Source organism: Bacteroides sp. UBA939 (assembly GCF_002293435.1).
In the GTDB taxonomy this organism is placed as follows: Bacteria; Bacteroidota; Bacteroidia; order Bacteroidales; family Bacteroidaceae; genus Bacteroides.
The window spans coordinates 1-24,324 of record NZ_DBDF01000036.1 but is presented as its reverse complement, the minus strand read 5'-3'; the positions used below and the strand labels follow the sequence as shown (position 1 = coordinate 24,324).

13 protein-coding genes and 1 pseudogene are annotated in these 24,324 nt (G+C 43.9%); 6 read left to right on the top strand and 8 right to left on the bottom strand.

The window, feature by feature from the left end; translation table 11 throughout:
* Window positions 1-3 precede the first annotated feature (3 nt).
* Window positions 4-1,818: an arginine--tRNA ligase gene (gene argS / locus B2Z67_RS02560; RefSeq protein WP_291528251.1), complete on the top strand. Its 1,815-nt coding sequence runs from the start codon at window positions 4-6 to the stop codon at window positions 1,816-1,818.
* A 729-nt stretch (window positions 1,819-2,547) separates the two neighbouring features.
* Here the strand turns inward: argS and B2Z67_RS02555 are convergent.
* The 4 genes and pseudogenes from B2Z67_RS02555 to B2Z67_RS02540 form a co-directional block, all read right to left on the bottom strand.
* Window positions 2,548-2,787, bottom strand: coding sequence for a transposase family protein (locus B2Z67_RS02555; RefSeq protein ID WP_291528258.1), 240 nt, complete (start codon window positions 2,785-2,787; stop codon window positions 2,548-2,550).
* A gap of 284 nt (window positions 2,788-3,071) precedes the next feature.
* On the bottom strand, window positions 3,072-3,623 hold the full coding sequence (locus B2Z67_RS02550; RefSeq protein ID WP_291528250.1) for a hypothetical protein: 552 nt from the start codon (window positions 3,621-3,623) through the stop codon (window positions 3,072-3,074).
* A gap of 13 nt (window positions 3,624-3,636) precedes the next feature.
* A complete protein-coding gene (locus B2Z67_RS02545) occupies window positions 3,637-5,205 on the bottom strand; it encodes a hypothetical protein (RefSeq protein ID WP_291528249.1) in 1,569 nt (522 codons plus the stop codon).
* Between the two features lie 934 nt (window positions 5,206-6,139).
* Window positions 6,140-6,421: pseudogene (locus tag B2Z67_RS02540) on the bottom strand (IS4 family transposase); the annotation flags it as partial.
* 58 nt (window positions 6,422-6,479) lie between these two features.
* On the opposite strand from B2Z67_RS02540, the gene B2Z67_RS15920 reads away from it, so the two are divergent.
* A complete protein-coding gene (locus tag B2Z67_RS15920; RefSeq protein ID WP_414630773.1) occupies window positions 6,480-6,737 on the top strand; it encodes a transposase in 258 nt (85 codons plus the stop codon).
* Window positions 6,738-7,233: 496 nt separating this feature from the next.
* Window positions 7,234-8,130, top strand: a complete 897-nt coding sequence (locus tag B2Z67_RS02530; protein WP_291528247.1) for an Rpn family recombination-promoting nuclease/putative transposase — start codon at window positions 7,234-7,236, stop codon at window positions 8,128-8,130.
* 101 nt (window positions 8,131-8,231) lie between these two features.
* On the opposite strand, the gene topA is transcribed toward B2Z67_RS02530, so the two are convergent.
* The 4 genes from topA to B2Z67_RS02510 form a co-directional block, all read right to left on the bottom strand.
* Window positions 8,232-10,583, bottom strand: a complete 2,352-nt coding sequence (gene topA, locus B2Z67_RS02525) for a type I DNA topoisomerase (protein ID WP_291528246.1) — start codon at window positions 10,581-10,583, stop codon at window positions 8,232-8,234.
* 135 nt (window positions 10,584-10,718) lie between these two features.
* The gene (locus B2Z67_RS02520) at window positions 10,719-12,467 is read right to left on the bottom strand and encodes a TonB-dependent receptor (RefSeq protein WP_291528245.1); all 1,749 of its coding nucleotides are present in this window, start codon (window positions 12,465-12,467) and stop codon (window positions 10,719-10,721) included.
* A gap of 160 nt (window positions 12,468-12,627) precedes the next feature.
* Window positions 12,628-15,663 (bottom strand): tetratricopeptide repeat protein, encoded by a 3,036-nt coding sequence (locus B2Z67_RS02515; RefSeq protein ID WP_291528257.1) that lies wholly within the window; start codon window positions 15,661-15,663, stop codon window positions 12,628-12,630.
* A gap of 165 nt (window positions 15,664-15,828) precedes the next feature.
* The gene (locus tag B2Z67_RS02510; RefSeq protein WP_291528244.1) at window positions 15,829-16,359 is read right to left on the bottom strand and encodes an NUDIX hydrolase; all 531 of its coding nucleotides are present in this window, start codon (window positions 16,357-16,359) and stop codon (window positions 15,829-15,831) included.
* Window positions 16,360-16,623: 264 nt separating this feature from the next.
* On the opposite strand from B2Z67_RS02510, the gene B2Z67_RS02505 reads away from it, so the two are divergent.
* The 3 genes from B2Z67_RS02505 to B2Z67_RS02495 all read left to right on the top strand — a co-directional run.
* Complete coding sequence (locus B2Z67_RS02505) at window positions 16,624-17,937, top strand: WD40-like domain containing protein (RefSeq protein ID WP_291528243.1); 1,314 nt, start codon at window positions 16,624-16,626, stop codon at window positions 17,935-17,937.
* 467 nt (window positions 17,938-18,404) lie between these two features.
* Window positions 18,405-22,517 carry a hybrid sensor histidine kinase/response regulator transcription factor gene (locus B2Z67_RS02500; RefSeq protein ID WP_291528242.1) on the top strand — a complete coding sequence of 1,371 codons (4,113 nt, stop codon included), beginning with the start codon at window positions 18,405-18,407 and terminating at the stop codon, window positions 22,515-22,517.
* A 137-nt stretch (window positions 22,518-22,654) separates the two neighbouring features.
* A partial coding sequence (locus tag B2Z67_RS02495; protein ID WP_291528241.1) for a TIM-barrel domain-containing protein occupies window positions 22,655-24,324 on the top strand: 1,670 nt, incomplete at its 3' end.

Below are 24,324 nucleotides of genomic sequence, written 5' to 3'. Positions count from 1 at the left end.
ATCATGAATATAGAAGATAAACTGGTGAAGTCTGTTATCGACGGACTCAAAGCACTGTACGGACAGGATGCGCCTGTCGCACAAGTGCAACTGCAAAAGACCAAAAAAGAATTTGAAGGACATCTCACGCTGGTAGTTTTTCCTTTCCTGCGCATGTCGAAGAAGGGACCGGAACAAACCGCACAGGAGATAGGGGAATATCTGAAAACCAACGAGCCTTCAGTAGCCGCATTCAACGTTATCAAAGGTTTCCTGAACCTTACAATCGCTTCTTCCGCCTGGATTGAATTGCTGAACGGCATTCATTCCAATCCCCAATATGGTATTATTGCTTCTACGGATCATTCTCCGCTGGTGATGATTGAATACTCTTCGCCTAACACCAATAAACCGCTTCACTTGGGACATGTACGTAACAATCTTCTGGGCAATGCTTTGGCGAATATTGTTGTGGCAAATGGTAACAAGGTGGTTAAAACCAATATCGTAAATGATAGAGGTATTCATATCTGTAAGTCCATGCTGGCATGGCAGAAGTATGGTAACGGTGAAACACCTGAATCTTCCGGTAAGAAGGGCGACCATCTGGTAGGTGACTATTACGTAGCTTTTGACAAGCATTATAAAGCTGAAATTGCCGGTCTTATGGAAAAGGGCATGACGAAAGAGGAAGCCGAAGCCGCTTCTCCCCTGATGAATGAAGCCCGCGAAATGCTGATAAAATGGGAAGCCGGTGAGCCGGAAGTACGTGCACTTTGGGAGAAGATGAACAATTGGGTCTATGAAGGCTTCAATGAGACTTACCGCAAGCTGGGAGTCAGCTTTGATAAGATATATTATGAGTCGAACACTTACCTTGAAGGCAAAGAGAAAGTAATGGAAGGTCTTGCGAAGGGTGTCTTTTACCAAAAAGAAGATGGTTCTGTATGGGCCGACCTGACCGCCGAAGGCTTGGATCATAAACTGTTGCTTCGTGCCGACGGCACTTCCGTTTATATGACGCAAGATATCGGTACTGCCAAACTTCGCTTTGCAGATTACCCTATTGATAAGATGATTTATGTTGTAGGAAACGAGCAGAATTATCATTTCCAGGTACTCTCCATCTTGCTTGATAAACTTGGTTTCGAGTGGGGAAAGAGTTTGGTACACTTCTCTTACGGTATGGTAGAACTGCCCGAAGGAAAGATGAAGAGCCGTGAGGGTACGGTAGTGGATGCCGACGATTTAGTAGCAGAAATGGTAAGTACTGCCAAAGAAACCTCTAATGAGTTGGGTAAGTTAGACGGTTTGACTCAGGAAGAAGCTGATAATATCGCCCGTATCGTTGGCTTGGGTGCTTTGAAATACTTCATCCTTAAGGTGGATGCTCGTAAGAATATGACGTTCAATCCGAAAGAATCAATCGACTTTAACGGGAACACCGGGCCATTCATTCAATATACGTATGCACGTATCCAATCCGTACTGCGTAAAGCAGCTGAGGCAGGCATAGTTATCCCCGAGCATTCTGTATTGCCTCCTACCTTGCTTCCCACAGCCATTGAATTAAGCGAAAAAGAAGAAGGCCTTATTCAGGCAGTTGCCGACTTTGCAGCTATTGTGAAGCAGGCGGGCGAAGACTATAGCCCATCCATTATCGCCAACTATACGTATGAACTGGTGAAAGAATATAATCAATTCTACCATGACTTCAGCATCCTGCGCGAAGAGAACGAAGCAGTAAAAGTGTTCCGCCTTGCTTTGTCGGAGAATGTGGCGAAAGTAGTTCGCCTTGGTATGGGGCTGCTGGGGATTGAGGTACCGGACAGGATGTAAGTCCTGAATAATAATCTGATTGTTGGCTATTTGATTGTTTCCTTTGCCGAGTCAATGGTTGCTTCGTCGTCTCAGCAGAGTTTTCAGTTGCAGATTATAATGTACGCGCGCGTATGCGTGTGCGCGCATATCCCATGATTTTACATTTTTACTTGCATACCTACACTCACACGCTGTATCGCCTTATTCATCGGAGTTAGAGTAGTGGTGGCAGCAACTTTTTTAGGGTGTATGCAGCTTTTTTACCTACACAGCTTTTGGTTTGTCAGCTTCATTACTCCGGTTGTAATTCGCTGTAATACAGTTGTTAGACGGGATATATATGGTTCTCGCACGGGATATATGCGGTTCGCGCACCATCTATATCCCGTGTTTTCACCATCTATATCCCGTTCGCGAACCACATATATGCGGTGAAAGTACCATCTATATGTGGTGCAAACACGTGATTTGCCTCGGTATCCATCCCACGGGACGAAAGAATTCATCTCACGAGACGAAGAAATTCATCCCGTGGGATGAAAAAATCCGTCCCGTGAGATGAATTCTATAGTCTCATGGGACGGATTTTATAGTCTCACGAAGTGGTAGCAAATAGATGATTTACGGGAAAACCAGCTTCATTATTTCTTTTGTAGTTTATACCTCTCTCGGTTAATTTCTTATGTAAATTGTTCTTCTGGGGTTTCCTACAATGGCGTGAAAAATCAATATTAGAATTTACGTAAATTAGTTTTTGTATGTCCACGGCTTGATTTTAATTTTCAGATTATGCAAAGCGGCACATGTGGCAAATATACGTTCCACAAACGTGTTGGCTCTGAGACGACATTCGTCTTTGACTATTCTCATTACCTTGGCACTGCCGATGGCATGCTCCACACGTACCCTAATCCAGGAGACTTCCGTGTTGAAGTCCTTTTGCCAGGCAGAGAGTTCCTTTCCCTTGCTTTTCTTAACGGGTTGTATGATTGTTACCCCCTTCAGGAGCGTAGCCCTGATATCCGGTATCCTGATACAAGGTACATGGTGAAAACACGAAAAAATAATTTAAAACTCTTTACTAATAACCATCAATAGCATTTTTAATAAATCTTTGGCACGTTTTTAAAGAATATGGTCAACGTTTATTAACAGCGTAAAGATTTATAGAATTTGTATTACGCATGATACGGAGTTGAACCGTACCACGCGTAATGTGGTTTAGATTAATGCTGTTTTTATTTTTTTTTGGATGCTATATGTTGTTTGAATTAGAAAATAACACCCACTTTGACAAAAAGAGAATGCTTGTTCTGACTATCCTTCAATGGTATGTTGTCAGAGACTGATATACCTGCATCATAGCCACAGTAGTTGTACCCGATTGCAGGGATAATACTTACTTTCTTGTCTAACACTTTGTAACCCACCGAGAAATCCATTAAAAGTTTTCCTTTCTTGTAAGCGGCCGGCGTGAGAAATGCACAACCGATGTCTCCATTCAGCAGAATCCGTTTATTCTTAAACGGATGGTACCTCACATCCAAGAAAACAGGCAAGATATTCAGTGTCCCCGGGTTGTAATTGCTGGAACCTGCTCCAACCCCCAGCGAAAGGTCGGGAGTAACATAATAACCAACGAGCAATTTCAACATCCCTATGCGCATGTCTTTATGGTCGGCATACGACATATCGTAGAGGTCGCCCTTGTCAGATAATGTAACCCCATAACCAAGTTCTGCACCTACCCAGATTTTATGTTTCTGCGCATAAACACAAGTGGCAGAAAGCAACAATGCAAATAACACAAGCTTCTTCTTCATAATAATATAAATTTTATTTGGTGAATCTTATACCTTTCCAAGTGCCATTAAAATAACAAGCTCCAAACATATCCAAATCTTTTATTTCAAATTCGGTTGGGGTGTATCCAGTTATGATGCCGTTAGAGAAAATAAAGCCACCGGATCTGTCAAAACGAATTGTTTTGCTACCTATATTGTCGTATTCCTTTACTCCTATAATGTATGACCTGCTTTTTTCATCGAAGACACTCGTTGCAGAGCCCCATGTTAAATAAGCCACTCTTGGATCTTTAGGTTGAACTTGTTTCCTTAGTGGGGTGTATACATACTTGCCAGTCAGCTTTTTTAACTCACTATAGACATAATCGCCCGGTATTTCAAATGCTTTGTTTATATGATCACGGGTTGGGGCTGTACCAACTATAGGCAAATCTGGAATATTAACTCTTTGCTGCGTAAATACATAAAGGTCTTCTGTCCAATCTTTTATTACGCCAAGTTTAGCGTATCCCAATAAAAATTTGTGTGCAAAACCGTCTATGGTACTAGTAAATGCCGACCATTGAGCATTTGTTGCTGGAAGTATTCCAGAGAAAGAAGCCGGGTCTGTATATTTCATTTCTCCATGCAATTTATTAAATCCTACTGCTATTTTAGATGCTTTTTGCTCTACCCAATAAGGTACAAATAAGAATTTCTTCCTCTTCTGCATCTTCACTTTAATTCCGGATGAAGCATAAAATCCATAGTTTACATTAAAGACTTCCACTTGCACTCTGTTTTTTTTGTCGAAGTTGATCTCTTTTGATACATCTTTCCCAAATATCTCATCCCAGAACTTCTGCCAAATGGAATTGTTTTTCCAACTATAAGTTGTGCAATTGTATCCATTATGAAAATCGCCATTATATGTTGTGCTTGATGAAGGCGAAGGATTCGTATTTATTTGGAGTTGGGTATTATCTACATCTCTTCTTAATGTATTTATAAAAGAAATATCATTCCTTAAGTCAACTACTGCCCCAGAAGCATTCAAATCTTTAATTGAAGGATCAAACAGTTTAATCTCTCTTTCTAATAAAGTTTCTTTACCTACAGGAGACGAAAATGTCCCATGTTCCGTAATCTTATAAAATCTATCATCAATTCTAACACGTAATGTAGTATCTAGTACCTCTCTCAGTATAGGGTCAATCAGAAGTTCTTCGGCCTTCATTAGGTTATATTCATTGATAGTCATTTCTTCCAAATCATCAAGTTCTTCATCTATGATAGTTAGAGGCAATCCGTCAATTTCCCTCCTCAAGGATGCAACAGAAAGAAATTCCGTTGATATTGCTCTTGTTGATTTAAGCGCTCTGGTTAAGGTGGCATGACTTGCTATTCCTATTTGTTCATTCTGCTCAATGTCTGAAATCAGATTGTTAAGAACATTGACAGACGAAAAATTCAAATAACCATCTTCGGTTACAGATATCCCATTCTCTATGGCTACATCAGTTTGTTGATCTACATTTGCAATTCCTAAATCATAGTCTTCTTGACTACAAGAGAATAGAGATAAGAATATTAAACTTAAAATAATCTTATTAGTCTTCATATTTATGTGTTTAATACGTTAGATAAAGATATTATATATAAAAAAATCTTTGTATGTATCCTTTCAACGAATAGACAAACGTATTGTCTTTTAAAACTAAATGTGTATCTTTGCCATACCTCCTTTTTATGGGGTTAGGGAGCAGATGATGCATAGACTCAATCCGGCAAGATTAAAACCTTTATCATTCTGCTCCTTTTTATATTTGCTCCCAAGTTTATACAGGATGGAACTGTACTATTTGAATAGATTTGTATACTCTTGCTTATATGTTTGGCGATGGCGGTAGAGGGGAATCTCTAAGGCTACGGGGATCATCCACGCTCATTCGTCCATACCCATTGGTCTGTATTTTGTCTTTAATTTGCAACATCTCCTTTTCAGAAGGTTTCTCCATACTTCATAATACTTAATTTGTTTTGTTCGTTGCAAAGTATGAATTTTCATTTCATTTCATGAACAAGTATATAACAATTCACCTGGTCCACAATGACTTGAAGGAATGCTCCTCCACATACCTGTTTCATTTCGGAAATATTCAAAATCTTCTTCATAATAATGAGAAATTTAAAATTAATAATGAAATCTTCCGCCTTATCCATCCCAACAGATAGCTACTCCGTTACGATTCATGCTATACGGTATCAGCATCCAAGTTGAAATGTAGCTAACATCCAACTTGGAATGTGGCAAAGTTAGACAGAATACCACACTTTAACAAGAAAATGAACCGGACAAAAAACAAGTTAGCTACAACGCTATAAATCAGATAATTACAAATGAAAATAAGACAAAAGCAAGAGCTTCAACTGGACAATACATTGTCTTTCTTCTCTATAATTTTCGTATAAAAGTATCAAAAGAATCATCGGTAGACAGCGAGAACTTACCTTTCATGGTGATAATGATTATAAATGGTTTGAATGAAATCTATTTAAGTACATGACAAAATTTTAAATATATCGAATTTTGGTCTATAATATGGATTCATCAGTGTGTTGGCAATCTCCTCGAGTCCATACTTGAATAGTGTCTTCGCCTTTCTTCCATGTGCGAGTTCTCTTATGGGTTTAATCATGGTATGCTTGTATATTCCTACCAGATATGCCCATGTAAATGCTATGCCCATGATTGCAAACAGTCTCTCCATTCTGTCCAAATGCGTCAGATGAGTGTCTTCTATATTGAACCCACTGGTCTTCATGGCTCGAAAAGCGTTATGAGAAGCTTCTTATAAGTTTTTAAAAGACCTGAAATGCTTGCGGGCGGATCGCATGTCCTGCGGCAAGTTCAAAGTCAACCAGTTCAGGCTGTTTCTTTATGCCGCGGCTTACGTGCTGATCCACCAGATAAAGTACACTGCATTTAAAGATACCTCCATGGAAGGTTTTACCATGGAAAGCTTTATTCAGCGCATCATGTTGAGTGCCGTGCTGATTAAAGAAGGTAAGAGTATCATCCGAATTAACTTTGTCAAGGGACACCGACATCGAGCAGAAATGCTGCAAACCTTACGTCGGATAGCAGCGTAATATACCACCCACTTGTACACAGCGTATTTTCATATCATACTTGTTTAAACCAAATCAAACGGGCTGATATCCATGGGTAACAACAAAGAAGTAGGAGCAAAGGATGACGAAAAGAGAGCCTATTTGACAAAAGAAACTATTGAAACTGAAAGATAATACAGAGAAAGATCAAAGGGGACGAACCGACGATACAAACTCTTGAACTGGACAAGTGATACTGGAGATCAGAAGCTGCTATGAATTATGCAGGTTAGAAAAAGGAATTTGAATGGTGAAATGGAATAATCTCCATAATGAAAGAGGCAAATGAATGAACAATTTTTAATTGATAATACAATCCCATATTTGGAATGCTTCTTAAGGGAAGAACATTCTTGTTATTCATTTGCTATGATGATGGACAAAATGGAGTTGCAAAAGATTTGTTTTTTATATCAACCTGCATACAAATAGCCGATTTTTATGTAATTTTGCATAGATAAACGTGCGATTGCTTATGAAATACTTAAATCCTAAAGCAGACCTGACTTTCAAACGTGTGTTCGGCGAACACCCCGACCTGGTGATGAGCTTGCTCAATGCCCTGCTCCCCCTTACTGCCGAGCAGGAGATAACGGAAATAGAATACCTTCCTTCGGAAATGGTTCCTGATAATCCCATACGCAAGAACAGTATCGTTGACGTACGTTGCAAGGACAAGAACGGGCGTCAGTTCATTGTGGAGATGCAGATGGTATGGTCTCCCGAATTCAGGCAACGGGTGTTGTTCAATGCCTCCAAGGCGTACGTGCGCCAGATTGAAGTGGGCGAGCAGTACGAACTGTTGCAACCGGTGTATTCTCTGAACCTGGTAAACGAAATCTTCGAGCCTGAACTGGAAGGCTACTACCACTACTACCGCATGGTGCACGAGGAGAATTCGGACAAGATAATCGACGGGCTTCAGTTGATATTTGTGGAGCTTCCCAAGTTCAATGCCCGTAATTACACCGAAAAGAAAATGCAGGTGCTGTGGCTTCGTTACCTGACGGAGATAGATGAGAATACACGCCAGGTGCCCGAGGAACTGCTGGCTAATCCGGAAGTGAAGAAAGCTGTGACGGCATTGGAAGAGTCGGCTTTTAGCGATGCGGAGTTGTTGGGCTATGAAAAGTTCTGGGATATTATCAGTGTTGAAAAGACGCTGTATTATAGTGGAATACGGACAGGACGGGCGACTGGCAAAGCAGAAGGACTGACGGAAGGATTTGAAAAAGGTAAAGTAGAGGGCAAAGCAGAAGGCAAAGCAGAAGAACAACGCCTTATTGCCGCAAATTTTAAAAAGCAGGGTATAGCTTTTGAAGTAATCTCTCAGTGCACAGGATTGTCCTTGGAAGATATAGCTGCACTATAACAAATATGTGAATGATGCTTTTTTGAGTATACCAATACAATAATGCGCCTCTATCATTGAGTTTACTCAAATGACAGAGGCGCAATTATTTATCCTATATCTTATGCTTTCTTCTTGGCGTATTTACCCTTTTTGGGCTTAGCAGTAGCAGCCTTGTCACTCTGCGACTTGATGATTTCCATACAAGCCTCCAGACTTAAGTCTTGCGGAACAATGCCTTTCGAAATTTTATAGTTACTACCTTTATAGCTGATGTAAGGGCCGAATCTTCCGTTCATAATTTCCAGTTCCGGATCTTCGTCAAACTTCTTGAGGTGCTTCTTGGCATCTGCTTCCGCTTTGGCCTTTATCAGTTCCAGCGCTTTGTCCAACTCTATCTCCATCGGGTCTACATCCTTGGGGAGTGAGGTATAGGCGCCGTTATGATAGATGTACGGACCAAAACGTCCAATGTTGACAGTGACCGTTTTCCCTTCATTTTCGCCAAGAGTGCGTGGTAATTTAAACAAGTCCAAAGCCTCTTCTAAAGTAATTGTTTCGATAGACATACCTTTCTTTAAAGGGGAGAAGCGAGGCTTTTCTTCATCTTCGGCATTTCCTATTTGTACAACGGGGCCGAAACGTCCAATCTTCACACTGACAGGCTTTCCGCTGACAGGGTCATTACCCAGTGTCCGTTCGCCTGTCTTTTGGGCGGTCTTGGTGGCAAGCGTGGTTTCTACGGACGGGTGGAATGTTTCGTAGAACGTCTTCATGATAGTTGTCCACTTCGTGTCGCCCTCGGCTATTTCGTCGAACTGTTTTTCTACGCTGGCGGTGAAGTTGTAATCCATGATACTGGGGAAGTATTGTATCAGGAAGTCGGTAACTACCGTACCTGTATCCGTGGGGAATAACTTGGATTTTTCCACTCCCGTCATTTCCGTGCGAGTAGTATCTTTAATCTTGTCTTTCTTCAGGGCGATTACGTTATAAGAACGTTCTTTGCCTTCTTTGTCCCCTTTCTCTACATATTCGCGTTGCTGGATGGTAGAGATGGTGGGTGCATAAGTAGACGGGCGGCCGATGCCCAGTTCTTCCAGCTTACGCACTAAACTTGCTTCCGTATAACGGGGCGGATGTTGCGTAAAGCGCTCGGTTGCAGTGATATCCTGGTATTGCAATTGCTGGCCTTTCTTTAACGGCGGGAGCAGGTTGCTTTCGTCTTCCTGTTCTACATCATCGTCGTAAGACTCTTTGTAGACCCGCAGGAAACCGTCAAATTTCACTACTTCTCCGGTAGCTGTGAAGGTAGCGGCTGCATTGCTTATGCTGATGGTTGCGGTTGTTTTTTCCAGTTCGGCGTCCGCCATTTGAGAAGCAAGAGTACGCTTCCAAATCAAGTCGTACAGTTTCTTTTCCTGGGAAGAGCCTTCTATTTGCGCATTCTCCATGTAGGTTGGGCGGATAGCTTCGTGCGCTTCCTGCGCTCCTTTGGTTTTGGTGCTGAAATGGCGCGGATGCACGTACTTGTCGCCCATGATGTTGGCAATAGCCACTTTGCTGCCGTTGATGGCATATTCGGATAAGTTGACTGAGTCGGTACGCATATAGGTGATGGCTCCGGACTCATACAGCTGTTGGGCTACTCTCATGGTTTGCGCAACGGTAAAGCCGAGTTTGCGTGCGGCTTCCTGCTGCAAGGTAGATGTGGTGAATGGCGCGGCGGGCGATTTCTTTACCGGCCGTGTCGTGATATCTTCGATGGTGAAAGTGGCCGATTGACAGCTTTCCAGTAACTTCTGAGCTTCTGCTTTCGTCTTCAGGCGGCTCGCCAGTTCCGCTTTCATTTCTACGAATTTGCCTTCTGCGTCGGGAACGAGGAATACGGCCGTAACACGATAGGACGCTTCGCTTTGGAAAGCGTTTATTTCGCGTTCACGCTCCACAATGAGGCGTACGGCTACTGACTGAACACGTCCGGCTGAAAGAGCGGGTTTTACTTTCTTCCACAGTACGGGTGATAATTCAAAACCCACGATACGGTCGAGGATGCGGCGCGCCTGCTGGGCATTGACAAGGTTAATGTCAATACTGCGTGGCTGTTCGATAGCTTTCAGAATGGCGGTTTTGGTAATTTCGTGGAATACGATACGTTTGGTGTGTTCCGGTTGTAGTTTCAGGACTTCATACAAGTGCCATGCGATAGCTTCTCCTTCGCGGTCCTCATCGGAAGCCAGCCATACGGTATCAGCTCCTTTGGCTTCGGATTTCAGTGTCTTTACCAATGCTTTCTTATCTTCCGGGATTTCGTAGCTCGGTTCAAAGTTCTTTTCAACATTGATACTGAATTCTTTCTTCTTCAGATCGCGTATATGACCATAACTGGAAAGAACTTTAAACTCCTTTCCCAGAAACTTCTCAATTGTTTTTGCTTTTGCCGGCGATTCGACAATGACCAGGTTTTTGGACATAATTTTCTGTTTTATAGTGACTCATGCCACTTAATTTGCCCGCAAAAGTAGAAAAAAAACAATTGTCCCCACCTTAATAAATAGAGAATATATTCTTTTTTAGTAAAAATGATGTTTTTTCCCCTCCGTATCCTGTTAGAAACGGAAGCTCATGCCACCCAGGAAGTTAATGCCTTGCGCGGAGTAGTACGGATAATATTGATTGTTTTTGTTCAACAAATTATTGATGCGGGCATAAATGGATATGTTGTCAAAGAGTTCGTAACTACCTCCTATGTTCAGGTTGCTGATAGTATTTACATTTATCCCTTCCGTTTTTTCCCGGCGTAGATGCTGATAACCCAAGTTAATTGTTACAGAAGATACAGGGCGGATATCTATATTGAAATCTGCTTCGAAGGCAGGTTTGAACCATAGTACGGAATTTTTTTCTTTTTCGGATGCTTTCCAATTACGATAGATCCCTTTGGCTGTAAATGCGATAGTATTTTTATAGTCATAGCGAATCTCAGCACCGGCATACATATTGCTGGTGTTTATATTTTCCATACATATTCTGTAGAAATGCCTATAATTGTTGGGGTCTATAACTTGGGGATTTTCATTGCCCTCGAGTACGTAATGCTGGTATAATAGCAAGATTGGTGCCAAGTCATTCTTTAACTCTTGATAGCCACCATACATGTTAAACCACAATCCGTCTACCGGACTCATTTTGAATCCTAAAGCTGCGTTAATCCGTTCATACGTTGCATTAGGACGTTCATTGTAGTGGTCGCAATCTGAATGCGGATTGATTGTAGCCATCCGGCGGAAGTCATTGATGTGGCGTTTACCGGTAGCTTGCGCATATAGTATATAGCTATCCGAAAAAGTGTATTGTAAAGTTATGTCAGGAGCCACATGTAGTTTGTTATCCAAACCTGAAGCAAGGTCTATATGAGCGCCGAGACGAATTTTCCATTCTTCGTTTTCAAAAAGATAATAAGGGTTTAATTCCACGAACGTGTTCGATTTAAGAGACGGTTTACTGTAGGACAGATTATCCATGGCTAATTCTAATCCAACGTACTGCTCTTCCGAAATCTTGCCGATAGCGCCGGCTTTGATACCTATGGTATATTCTGTGGCATCATAATGATTGTAATAGAAGCGGCGTTGAAAGAGTGAAAAGTTTGCTTCGGCATGGAACTGAAGCGGTAGGGCATCGGTGGTAGATTTTATGCCGATACGCATGTCTCCGGAGGTAAATTTCTGTCTACTGTTTATAGAAGAAGGAGCCATGTTGAAGTTTCTCAAATCGAAATTCCCGGCTACGTTCAGGTCTGTGTTTTTGAAAGCATGTACATAGTCCAGTCCGGCACGGGTATGATATTGATAGGACTTCCATTTTTCGGGCATATCAATCTTTATTTCGGGACTATCTGCTTCTTCCGGCATTTTAAAATCAAACTGAGGGCTTTTCACCTTTGCATTCATACCGTCCATAAGGAAATTGAGGCTCAACTTATCGTTCTTGGAAAGATTGAAGAGGTAGTTGGCGCGCAGGTCCAGATTTCCTATGCCATATCCCAGACGCGCATAGCCGTGCCGGGCTTCGGGTTGATTCTCGATGCCGGTGTAAGCCTGCATGGTGCTTGCAGGCATATCTCCCGCAGGCATAAGAGTAGTGTCGTATTCTACAGTTTTTTTACTGACCGTCGGTGGCTCTACCTTAGGCAATACATTAATCTTCGAAGCATCCATGATATTTGGGTTGTATTCTTGTTCTACCACAACCGTACGGTTCAAGACGCTATCATTAACTTGTCTTTGGGCCTGTGTGCCAATAGGATAGAGGACTGTTAAGACCACTGCTCCGCATGTATATATAATCTTCCTCATACAATTATTTTATTTTCTGCTAAACGGTTTATTTCTTGATATTCAACTACCTGTAGGTAAGTGTTCAACTACTTATAGGTAAATGCTCAACTACCTATAGGTAAATGGCTAACTACTTATGGGTAGTTGACCAACTACTTATAGGTAATTTACCCACTATTTATTGTTTAAGTTTTTCCAATCTATCGAGAATCATTTCCTTGATATCATCATCGGCATGATAATTTTGTTGGAGGCTCAACAGATATTGGCGTGCATCCGGCTTTTTGTTCATTGCTACGTAAACATCCGATAGAAGTATAAAACTGCGTGCCAACCAATAGGCATGTGGGGTGCTTTGGTCGATGAAATCAATGATTTCCTTTTCGGCAGTGGTATAATCACCGGTGTTATACAGTAGTTGGGCAACCTGGTATTTGGCCTCGGCGCCGTAAAGCGTACGGGTATCTTTGGCTACAATCCGGAGGTCATCCGCAGCTTTATTATCCGCACGCTGGTTCAAGTAAGCCTTGCCCCGGTAGTATAAAGCCTCGTTGCGGAGTTCGGGCGTTAACTTGGTTTCGGCAAGCAAATCGGTAGCGGCAGAGATTACTTCTGCATCATTCTGTATCAGGGCGGCGCTGCGCAAGATACCGGTAGTTGCCAACCGGCGACGCTCGGCAGTGGTAGCTTTGGCTTTCAGCAGTTTGTAGTCGGCTAATGCCTGGCCGTACTCTTTGTTGTTGGAGAATATTTCAGCCCGTGCCACAAGCGCTTCTTCCGAGTAGGGGTTATCCGGATATTCCAATAACTTGTCGGCGTGAGTAAGTACCGCCTGTTCATCGTTTTGCGCTTTCCCGATTACGCAGAGATAATAGTGCGCGTTGAGGCTGAATGCTCCGTTGGGGAAACTTTGCAGGTAACGGTTGAGGCTGGCTTGCGCCGAAGCGATATCCCCTTTCATATAGATCTTTTCGGCGGCAATGTATGTCAGTGAGTCCTGTTCGCTAACATCGAAACGGATGGCTCCGGGCATCTTTTCGACTAATGCGGCAAACTCGTCTACACGATTGGCGTCTACATATATGGATTTCAGGTCGCGCATGGCAAGGCGTGCTTCTTCACTGCCCGGATACCGGGTTATGACTTGTTTATAAGCATCTATTGCCTGGTCGTAATCATCATTCTGGTAATAAAGCAAGCCTATTTCGGCTGCTGCTTTGCGGCTGACCGGGCTTTCCGGATATTTCTCCAATAACTCTTTGAAGGCGGCAATCGCCTGGCGACTGTTGTTGGTTTGCACGTATGAACGTCCCTTTTCATAGAGTGCGTTCACCGCATAAGGCGAAGCAGGGTATTTATCGGATAACCGGTTCAGTAAAGCTACCTTGCCGTTGTAGTCTTTCTGCAGGCCGGCAACCAGAGCCAGCTGGTAGAAAGAGTAATCGCCCGAGGGCATTCCCATATTTTCAGACTGCGTATAGTATTGTTTTGCCTCGTCAAAACGGCGCACATGCAGGTAACAGTCGCCTATGCGGTTATAGGCGTCGGCAAGTGCGGCAGGGTTTTCTCCTTTCTCCAACCGGGCGAACTCAAGGAAGCGTTCCCGGGCAAGCGTGTAATCTTTCTCATTAAAAGCGATGTAGGCAAGATTATAGTGTACCAATGCGTAAGTTTCCGAGTTCCGGTTTGTGGCAAGATTCCGGTATTCGGTAAAGTTCCGGGCGGCTTCCTGCGTACGGTTCAGGCGGTAGTATGCTTCTCCCCGCCAGTAGATGGCATCTGCTTTTGTCCCAGCATTATACTGTCCCAAAGCTACGGACGAATCGAAATAGCTGATAGCTTGCTGAAACTGTACGTTTGCGAAGGCTTGCGTGCCGAGGTGGAACAATATCTTTTGTTTGGCTTCCAGGATTGCTGCGCTGGGGCGGGCGATACGTTCAATGGATTTTAATGCAGCTTCATAACTGCGTGTGTTCATATACACTTCCACCAGATAGCTGCTGACTTTATCCGCATATTGGGAATTGGGGAACTCATTAAGGAATCTCTCAAAAACAGTAACAGACTCACCGAAAGCGGAATAGGAAGTATCGTGTATGCAAAGGGCATAGTTGTAGGCGGCCTGCTCCTTGATTTGCACGTCTGCGTTGGAAGCAGCGGCTTGCTCAAAAGCCATGCGTGCTTTGTTCTTGTCTGACAATTGCAGGTATGACAGCCCAATGTGTAGATAGGCATTCTGGGAGAGTGCGTCGTTCTCGGTGGTAACTGCGCCCAGCATTTCGGTTGCCTTGGTATATACTCCGTTGTGATAGTACGAGAGTCCAAGCATGTAGAGGGCATCCCGGCGGAGGGTTGGTGCTTCGTCGTTTCCCACATACTTCTCGAAAGCTGCTATTGCTTCTTGATATTTCCCGGAGTGGTATCCGGCACTGCCAAGTATGCGATACATTTCGGCTGCATATTCGTCGTTGGGGTAGGTCGACAGATAATTCCGGGCTACGACTTCCGCTTTGTCGTAGTTCTTGTTGATGAGGTGAATTTCACCTATATAATAAGGTGTAAGAGCGCCGTACTTCTTGTTGCCTTGAAGAGACAGAAAACCTTCCAGCGCTTCGTCATAGCGTTGCTGGGTATAGCGAATATAAGAAATGTAGTATGTACAATCGTCCGTGTACTTCTTTCCGGTGCTGCGGAGGGTTTCAAACCAGATGGCGGCCTCTTTTACGTTCCCGATTTTGAGATAGCAGGTGGCAAGACGGTACGTCATGTCGTCCCGTTCTTCATCACTCAAGAGGTGAAGCCGGACGGGGTTAAACATTGCCAATGCTTCATCGTATTTGCCTTCAAAGAAATAGACGGAGGCCATTAGCGCATAGAGCCGGTTGGTATGAGGAGTATCGGGATACTCGTCCAGATAGGCCTGTAGCTTGTTTATGCTTTTGGCATCTTTCAGTTCATAGGCTGCGCACACCAGCATGTATTCTGCTTCCATTCGTTCGCCTGTGTGGGACAGGGTTTTGTCTTCGTCGCCTGTTTGTTGCACGAATGCTTGCAATGGCGGGATGGCGGCGGCGTATGCTTTCTGTTGGAATAACGATTGTCCTTCCCGGTAGAGTCGTTGAGGGGAAGTGGTTTTCTCATTAGTTTGTGCTGTGGCAAATAAAGGTGCGCAGCACAGTGCTATACATAGTATCCGGGAGAGTTTATTCTTCATCATACAATACTCGTTTTTACAAAAGTACGGGTTTTTAGTTGGATTCGTTACACTTGTTTGGCTTTTTTAGGATATACCGCTTAGTTTGCATTATTCATACTGTAGCTAAAGGGGCTGTGACACAGCTTCTTTAACCTCTCTAATTCCTAAAGCATGAAAACCAAGTCAGTACTCGTCCGCTTTTCCCAGGAATATCTTTAGCCCTTTCCGGATGGAACTTAATCCAAAATCTTCCGTACATATATCTTTTAACGGCAGAAAGAATACATCCGCCGCGTCATCCATAGCTTTATAATGCAGTGTATCAGATACTGTACAGCGGAAAAACAGGTCTAATGTATGGACAGTGAAACCTGAGTACACATATATATTAGGTAACGAGAATAGATATTCTGCTTTCTCTACTTCCATTCCGGTTTCTTCTTTTACTTCACGGGTAATTCCTTCTTCTCCGGTTTCGAACATGTCGATGAAGCCTCCGGGTAAATCCAATGTTCCCTTGGCGGGGGCTTTGGCGCGGCGGCAAACCAACAGTTCGTTTCGTTCATTCATAATCAGCGCCACGGTTGCTGCCGACGAATTAAAGTAATATACGAATCCGCAGTCTGCGCAGCGTTTGGATTTCTCGTTGTGGATTTCAAAGTGTACTGACCCACACTCGGGGCAATGTTTGAATAAAGAAAGGGGATGTTCCATAAGATTGAATTTAGCTTTATGTTGGTTAGGGCGGGTAAAGATAGTTGTTTTTCTGATATGATAAAACACAGAGGTACTGTGTTTTATTTTTCTTTTAATTCAAGTTTCGCATCTTACTGAACTATCTCAATTGAGGCTTTTTAGTCAGCCCCTGAGAATCAACTGCAATCGACTTGCTGCTTATTAATTGTTAAAACGCGGAAGTACAACAAGGAGCTTCGAAAGAATTAACTATCTTCGCCCGGAGTAATTTATTAGAATGCGATGATGAAGAATTACCTGTTTTTACTTTTCGGTCTGCTACTGGCGGCGTGTACCTCTGACGACGAGGTACAACCCGGTTTTGTGACTAATGTTGTAATGCCTGCTTCGGGCCGAGTATTCAATCCCGGCGACCAGGTAACGGTAACGGCAGAAGGGTTTCAACCCGATGACGGGATTATGTTTGATATACGCTGGCCGCTTCCGGACGAACTGATCAAGGAAGGATTCGCTAAGGGCGTATACGCCGTTATCACGCAGCGGAGTGCTACAAGCATTACTTTCCTGGCTCCCGGTCACCATCCCGCTTCCACTACGGAGGTGCTGCTGAATCGTTCGGGCGAAATGATGTCTTTGGGAAAGATTGCAGTAGCCGACGGGCAAGCGCCTAAGGAGTATCAGCTTTACGGCATCGTCAATTCCCGTTCGGATGCATTTGCGCAGTATGCTCATGTCATTGAGCACATCGATATAGAATCTCACAGAATTACTGAAGTAGGACGGCTGGTTGCCGGTGAGGATTTCTTTTGTGCAGTCAATGCGCCTGGGAGCTGGAGTCTTTGTGGCGTCCGCACCCGGGATGGGAGTAGTACGGTGGGCCGTTATGACCTGTCGATGAGGTATTGGGACGAACTGAGAACGGGGCAGATGGTTACAGCCGGATCGCTTCCCGATAGGGATGTCGTATATGTATATCAGAGTGGCGACGGCTTGTTGCTGAGCATTGCCAGTGTGATGCCTTATAGCCGGATGGCGATGCCGCCGTTGCAGCAACCCACTTATCAGTTGCCCGAAGCGATACGTCCAGAAGCCCTGTCAAACTATCCCTGTGTGCTGGTCGACGGCGGCTACCTGCTGCTTTCGGCAGATAATGGAGATGGCACGTTCTCGCCGGTACTGCTTAATTTGCGCGCCGGTCATCACTCGGTCTATGTGGGCGAACCGATACAGGCAGTGTCGCTCATTCCCTTCTGGATGGTGAAACCGAATGCCGATGGAAAGACCGGCACGCGTGTGGGAGGTTATATCGTATCGGAAACAAATGGTACAACTAATGGAGCCGGCGGAACCAAACTATGCCTGTGGAATACGGACACAATGACTCTGGACGCACCCTTTACGACATTCCCCAATGCAGCCTGCTCGGTAGCCACGCTCATGTCTGATGACCTGAAGCGGCAGGAACTCTATGTGCTGTTTGATATGGGGCGCGACGGCGGCAACGGCAGACTGATTGAGGTGTATGATTGCTTGAAAGATGAATGGAGACACCTTTCCAGCGGCTTCGCTTATTCGGAGATTGTGCTGGCCAAATAAGGCGGCATCTTTGGAGTGATATGCCACCCCTATTGAAGACTTTTAAGCCCTCTCTCATAACAAATTGTACCGTTTCTCATAACATACAGAAAATACTGTGTGCATATTTTGTGTTATCTTTGCTTTGGGTTGGAAGCGCATTTTGAATCATGCGCTAACCTCAAAGAATGTGTGACGTATGGAGCCGGCATTTATCAGAGTCGAGCCGGCATTATCTTTTAAAACGAAAGGTTTCAATAGGTTTCTCATAAATAAGACTTTCCTATTAAAGGATTGTTATAATACAGTTTTTTTTTTGATTGGTTCGAGGAAGTAGCTCCTGTGAGAGAAGTTACTTCCTTATATTTTATAGCTATGAAACAAACGATAGGGTATCAAATGATAAAAAATAAACGGGAAATCCTTGCTATTACGTATCCTTTTTACTTCATTTGCAGGATGTTAAATACCAATTACATTCTAATACAATGAAGAGATTGATTTTACTTATCATATCAGTCGTTTTATTATGTTTTTCTACTGCGGCACAGCATTTTATGTTCAAACGCTTGGAAGTCAAAGACGGATTACCCAGTAATCAAATCAATGCAATTCACAGAGATTCAAGAGGCTTTATGTGGTTCGGAACAGCTTCCGGGCTGGCGCGCTACGATGGATACCGCTTCAAGGTATTCCACGGCTCTGATAATGATTTGAATTCATTGCCGGATAGCTATATAGAGAAAATCGTGGAAGACGGTGAAGGCCGCTTGTGGATACGCACCGGAGAAACCGGATACGTAATTTACAACTGGGATACGGAGAGTTTTGTGCGCGACGTACGTCCTTATTTGAAGAACATCGGGATAGACGAGATGCCCCGCTACGTATTTGTCGACAGCCGGAAAAGTATATGGTTTGCCGTTGACGGGAAAGGTTGCTATCGTTACCGCTCCGGAGAAGAGAAAGCGGAACTTCTGCCTTTCGGTGATAAGGGGATACCCGGAGGCACTGTTATGGATATGACCGAGTGCAAGGACGGCATCGTATTAGTATATGACAACGGACACGTTATCTGCATAGACCGTGAAAAGATGGAGATGAAATGGACGCTTACCGATATCGCCGAAACGATGGGAAAGCATACCGAAATCTTTTTCCTGTATGTGGATAACGATGATGATTTGTGGATATATGGCGCTCCCGGCGTATGGGCGTATAATATGCCTGCAAAGAAATGGCAGTCGCAGTGGAACTTGGGAGATAGAGGACAGGCACATGTGGTTGCCATTGCGCAGGACAAGCAGGGGCGCATCTGGTTTGGGAAAGATCAGGATGGCATTGATATCTGGAATAAGGCGACCGGTGAGAACATTTCGTTAACTTACAATGTCGACGACGAACGGGGTTTGCCGAACAATACCATCAATGTGCTTTATGAAGACGAAGGCGGAGTGATGTGGTTAGGTACATATAAGAAAGGTGTAGCTTATTACAATGAAAGTATCTTTAAATTCAGCATCAACCATCTGGGTGATATTAACTGTCTGGAAGAGTGCGGCAACGGTTCTTTGTGGTTGGGCAGTAATGATGCGGGACTGATACGCTGGAATTCGCGGACGGACGAGCGCGAATTGTACACATACTCTCCGGCAGGCAATTCTGTGGCATCGAATGTAATCGTCTCTTTGTTGCAAGCCAGAGACGGCAGGTTGTGGATTGGTACGTTTTGGGAAGGCATGGACTGCTTCGACGGTCAACGTTTCGTGAACTACCGCAACCGTCCGGGCGATGCCAATTCATTGGCTAATAACAATGTATGGGCATTAGCGGAAGATAAAGACGGGAATATATGGATTGCCACCTTAGGAGGCGGACTGCAATGCCTGAACCCGAAGACCGGCAAGTTCACTACTTATGATATGGAGAATTCCGGTATCATATCCAATCATATCGCCACCATTTGTATTACACGTGACAATCGGCTCATTATCGGAACAGCTACCAGTGGAGTCGCCATTATGGACTTGAATACCCGGAAGATAACGAATATGACCGGCAACCTGGCGGGAACCGTACGTTTTTCCAACCAAAGCATCAATCAGGTTTATGAAGATAGCAGAGGATTGATATGGATAGGTACGCGCGACGGTTTGAATCTTTATGATCCGAAGAATGACCATTTGCAACAGGTTGTCGTAGGGCAGGATGAAACCAAGCAGCTAATTACCGGCATTACGGAAGATGATAATAAGAATATGTGGGTGACTACGGCGAATGGAGTCGTGAATATTGTTCCTTCCATTGACGCGAAAACAGGAGATTATACTTTCCACTATTATATGTACGATGATAAAGATGGTTTGCAAGGTTCTGAATTTAACCAACGTTCCATTAGGCGTCTTTCTTCCGGTGAAATAGCGATGGGAGGAATGTACGGGCTTAATACTTTCAGACCGGATGAAATCAAATACAACCGTATATTGCCCAAAGTAATGTTCACCGGATTCGAGCTGTTCAACAACGAAGTTGAAATAGGCAAAGAATACAGGGGACGTATCCTGTTGCGTGAATCGTTGAATAAGGTCAGGGAAATAAAACTCGACTATGTGCAGAACGTCTTTACCGTATTGTTTGCGTCAGACAATTACATCTTACCCGACAAGACCCACTATTCATACAAACTGGAGGGATTTAATGAGGACTGGTTATTAGTAACAGCCGATATGCACCGGGTGACTTATACCAATCTTGCTCCCGGTACGTATACGTTGAAAGTGAAAGCTATAAACAGCGACGGATACGCCGGAACGGAAGAAGCCAGTCTGAAGATTATCATCCGTCCGCCTTTCTGGATGACTCCCTATGCATTCATCATCTATGTCTTATTGTTGGCGGGAGGCTTGGTGTTTGCCCGTAATGCCGTGCTGCGCCGCGAGCGTAACAAGTTCAGGATACAGCAGATGAAACAGGAAGCGGAGAAGAACGAAGAAGTCAATCAGATGAAATTCCGGTTCTTTACCAACGTGAGCCATGAATTGCGTACGCCGCTGACGCTGATTATCTCACCTTTGGAAGGCATGATAAAAGAGACGGCGGATGAAAAGAAACTGACTCAACTAAAGTTAATGCATCGAAATGCGTTGCGACTGCTCAATCTGCTGAACCAGTTGCTTGATTTCCGTAAGAATGAAGTAGCCGGTCTGCATCTGAACCTTTCCGAAGGGGAAGTTGTGTCGTATATCCATAATATCTGCAATTCGTTCCTGATACTTTCGGAAAAGAAGAATGTGCATCTCACTTTCTTTTCAGCGGTGGAATCACTGAATATGTCGTTTGATGAAGACAAGATAGGCAAAATAGTGATGAATCTTCTGTCCAATGCTTTTAAGTTTACTCCCGAAGGCGGGCGTGTGGACGTTTCATTGGAATTGGTGAAAGGCGATACCGATATATTGGAGATTAAAGTATCGGACACAGGTGTCGGTATCAGTGATATTGATAAGGAGCGTATATTCGAAAGGTTCTATCAGTCGAAACAGAAAAGTAACGGCCATCTCACCATAGGCAGTGGCATCGGTTTGAGTCTGGTACGTGATTATGTTACTTTGCATGGAGGAGTAGTGCGGGTGTTCGACAATATAGGTGCGGGCAGTGTGTTTGTAGTGGATATTCCGGCGAAGCACTCCGTAGTCAACGTTGTTACTCCGCTTTCGGAAGAAGCGGCGAAAGAAGATGAAGCGGTGCTTGCCTCGGTTGCCAATGATACGCAAATGACCGGTGAGAGAGAATTGCTACCGGAGGGAGAGAAAAAGAAACCGGCAGTAGTGAATAAAGAAGAAAAGAAGAAGCCGTTGGCGCTGATTGTGGATGATAATGAAGACTTTGTGTCCTTCATGCGTTATTCGTTGAGCCTGTATTTCAGGGTAGAGTCCGCCGCAAATGGAAGGGATGCCTGGCTGGTGATACCGGAACTGATGCCGGATATCATCGTCAGCGATGTAATGATGCCCGAGATAGACGGCAACGAACTCTGCCGTTGGGTGAAAACCGATAAACGTACCGGCAATATTCCTTTTATCTTGCTAACGGCAAGGCAATCTGTTGAAAACAAGGTTGAAGGACTCACGATTGGTGCGGACGACTATGTGACGAAACCATTCAATATGGAAGTACTGATTTTACGGATGCGCAAGCTGATAGACCTGAGCAGTAAGAACAGGCTTCGTACCCACATAGATCCTGAACCGAGCGAGATTGTTATCACTTCGATGGATGAAAAGCTGATTGAAAACGCTATCAGATATGTGGAAAAGAACATTGCCCGTCCCGAACTGTCTGTTGAGGAGTTGAGCCATGAATTAAGCATGAGCCGGGTGCACCTGTACAAGAAGTTATTGCAGATTACCGGTAAGACCCCAATCGAATTTATCCGTATTATCCGTCTGAAACGTGCCGCACAACTTCTGCGCGAAAGTCAGCAAAATGTCTCGGAAGTTGCTTATCAAGTCGGCTTCAATAATCCCAAATATTTCAGTAAGTATTTTAAAGATGAATTCGGTGTTTTACCCTCCATATACCAGGAAAAAGAAGGCAGATAACAAAAAGTACCCATTGTTGAAACATTTTATAGTTTTATAAATCAAATAAGCCCTCTTCATTCAACATAAGGATGGCTTGTCTTTGCGTATGATTTCATACTTTTACATCGGAGAAAATAACTTTAAAGAATATCATAATGAGATTGAAAAACGTTTCAGTTTATTTGTTCGCCGGATGGATACTGGCGGCATGTTCCGGACACGGGTATGAGAAGACGGGTAGTGGTGTTATTGTAAACGTCGCGCAACAGCAACCGACGGATGTACGTAAGGTGCGGCTTGAAGTCATGGGAGAGAAATTAATCAGGGTTTCGGCAACTCCGGAAAAGAACTTCTCGCAGACAGAGAGTTTGATTATCGTTCCGCAGACAGACAAGACAGACTTCAGCGTGGAAGAAAGCGAAGATGCTGTTTCGGTAAAAACAGCGCAAATATGCGCTTCGGTGTCCAAAGCTACGGGTGAAGTACGGTTTACGGATGCTGCCGGCAATCTGATACTGGCGGAAGACGAGAATGGAAAGAGTTTCGAACCGATTGAAGTGGAAGGAACCAAGGCATACACGGTGAGCCAGGTATTCCGGTCGCCCGAAGATGAGGCATTCTACGGATTGGGACAACATCAGGCTGACGAGTTCAACTACAAAGGAAAGAATGAGGAACTTTTTCAGTATAATACAAAGGTGTCTGTGCCTTTCATCGTTTCCAATAAAAACTACGGTATTTTGTGGGATAGTTATTCGTTGGCACGTTTTGGTGATAAACGTGATTATTCGCAGTTGCAACATGTATTTAAGTTGTACGACAAGAGCGGCAAGGAAGGTAGCCTGACGGGAACTTATATTCCGCTGAATAAGGAACACAATACGATTGTGCGCGCTGAAGAATCTATCTACTTTGAAGACCTTAAGACAATCAAAAATCTGCCGGAAGGCTTTTCACTTTATGGTTCGAACGTAGCGTATGAAGGCGAGATAGAACCATCCGAAAGCGGATTGTTCCGTTTTATCTTGTATTATGCAGGGTATGTTAAGGTATATATCAATAATGAGTTAGTGGTTCCCGAACGCTGGCGCACGGCATGGAATCCTAACAGCTATAAGTTTGCCTTAAACCTGGAAGCAGGCAAGCGCATACCTTTGAGAATTGAATGGAAACCGGATGGAGGCGAGTCTTATTGCGGACTTCGTGCTTTGACGCCGATGATTGCTGAAGAGCAAAATAAACAGGCTTGGTGGAGCGAAATGAATAATGAGATTGATTACTACTTCGTTTATGGCGATGATATGGACGACGTGATTAGCGGTTATCGTACATTGACCGGGAAATCTCAGATTATGCCGAAATGGGCGATGGGCTACTGGCAGAGTCGTGAACGCTACAAAACACAGGATGAGATAATCGATGCGTTGAAAGAGTTCCGTAAACGCCGGATACCTATCGACAATATTGTACTCGACTGGAGCTATTGGCCCGAAGAAGCATGGGGCAGCCATGAGTTTGATGCCGCCCGTTTCCCTGATCCTAAAGGTATGGTAGACTCTATACATGCGCTGAATGCCAAAATGATGATTTCCGTATGGCCGAAGTTCTATATTACTACAGAACATTATAAGGAGTTTGACGAAAACGGATGGATATATCAGCAATCTGTCAAAGATAGTTTGAGAGACTGGATTGGGCGCGGATATCATTACGCTTTCTATGATGCGTATGCCGAAGGTGCGCGCAAACTGTTCTGGAAACAGATGTACGACCACCTCTATCCGTTGGGAATAGATGCCTGGTGGATGGATGCCAGCGAACCGAA

Bases quoted from the DNA above. Each gene is read 5' to 3' on its own strand.
- B2Z67_RS02545 (WP_291528249.1), bottom strand. From the start codon at position 5,205: ATGAAGACTAATAAGATTATTTTAAGTTTAATATTCTTATCTCTATTC.
- topA (WP_291528246.1), bottom strand. From the start codon at position 10,583: ATGTCCAAAAACCTGGTCATTGTCGAATCGCCGGCAAAAGCAAAAACA.
- argS (WP_291528251.1), top strand. From the start codon at position 4: ATGAATATAGAAGATAAACTGGTGAAGTCTGTTATCGACGGACTCAAA.
- B2Z67_RS02550 (WP_291528250.1), bottom strand. From the start codon at position 3,623: ATGAAGAAGAAGCTTGTGTTATTTGCATTGTTGCTTTCTGCCACTTGT.
- B2Z67_RS02510 (WP_291528244.1), bottom strand. From the start codon at position 16,359: ATGGAACATCCCCTTTCTTTATTCAAACATTGCCCCGAGTGTGGGTCA.
- B2Z67_RS02520 (WP_291528245.1), bottom strand. From the start codon at position 12,467: ATGAGGAAGATTATATATACATGCGGAGCAGTGGTCTTAACAGTCCTC.
- B2Z67_RS15920 (WP_414630773.1), top strand. From the start codon at position 6,480: ATGTCCTGCGGCAAGTTCAAAGTCAACCAGTTCAGGCTGTTTCTTTAT.
- B2Z67_RS02515 (WP_291528257.1), bottom strand. From the start codon at position 15,663: ATGAAGAATAAACTCTCCCGGATACTATGTATAGCACTGTGCTGCGCA.
- B2Z67_RS02500 (WP_291528242.1), top strand. From the start codon at position 18,405: ATGAAGAGATTGATTTTACTTATCATATCAGTCGTTTTATTATGTTTT.
- B2Z67_RS02530 (WP_291528247.1), top strand. From the start codon at position 7,234: ATGAAATACTTAAATCCTAAAGCAGACCTGACTTTCAAACGTGTGTTC.
- B2Z67_RS02505 (WP_291528243.1), top strand. From the start codon at position 16,624: ATGATGAAGAATTACCTGTTTTTACTTTTCGGTCTGCTACTGGCGGCG.